Source organism: Pseudomonas sp. 32_A, from assembly GCF_017490905.1.
GTDB classification, from domain to species: domain Bacteria; phylum Pseudomonadota; class Gammaproteobacteria; order Pseudomonadales; family Pseudomonadaceae; genus Aquipseudomonas; species Aquipseudomonas inefficax.
In genome coordinates this window covers 1-246 of sequence record NZ_JAFGYI010000467.1, presented here as the reverse complement: position 1 = coordinate 246, position 246 = coordinate 1, and the positions used below count along the sequence as shown (strand labels likewise).

Below are 246 nucleotides of genomic sequence, written 5' to 3'. Positions count from 1 at the left end.
CCGGTTTCGGCGACTACATGGGCTTCTCCTCGGCCTGGGGCTACTGGATCAGTGCCTGGCTGGGCAACGTCGGCTACTTCGTACTGCTGTTCAGCACCCTGGGCTACTTCTTCCCGATCTTCGGCGAGGGCAACACGCCAATCGCCATCGGCTGCGCCTCGCTGCTGCTGTGGGCGGTGCACTTCCTGGTGCTGCGCGGTATCAAGGAGGCGGCGTTCATCAACCAGGTGACCACCGTGGCCAAGG

The 246-nt window shown here is 63.8% G+C and carries 1 protein-coding gene; it reads left to right on the top strand.

Going from position 1 to position 246, the window contains the following annotated elements; genetic code table 11:
• On the top strand, positions 1-246 hold a 246-nt coding region (locus tag J5M58_RS27465), incomplete at both ends, for an amino acid permease (protein WP_207880652.1).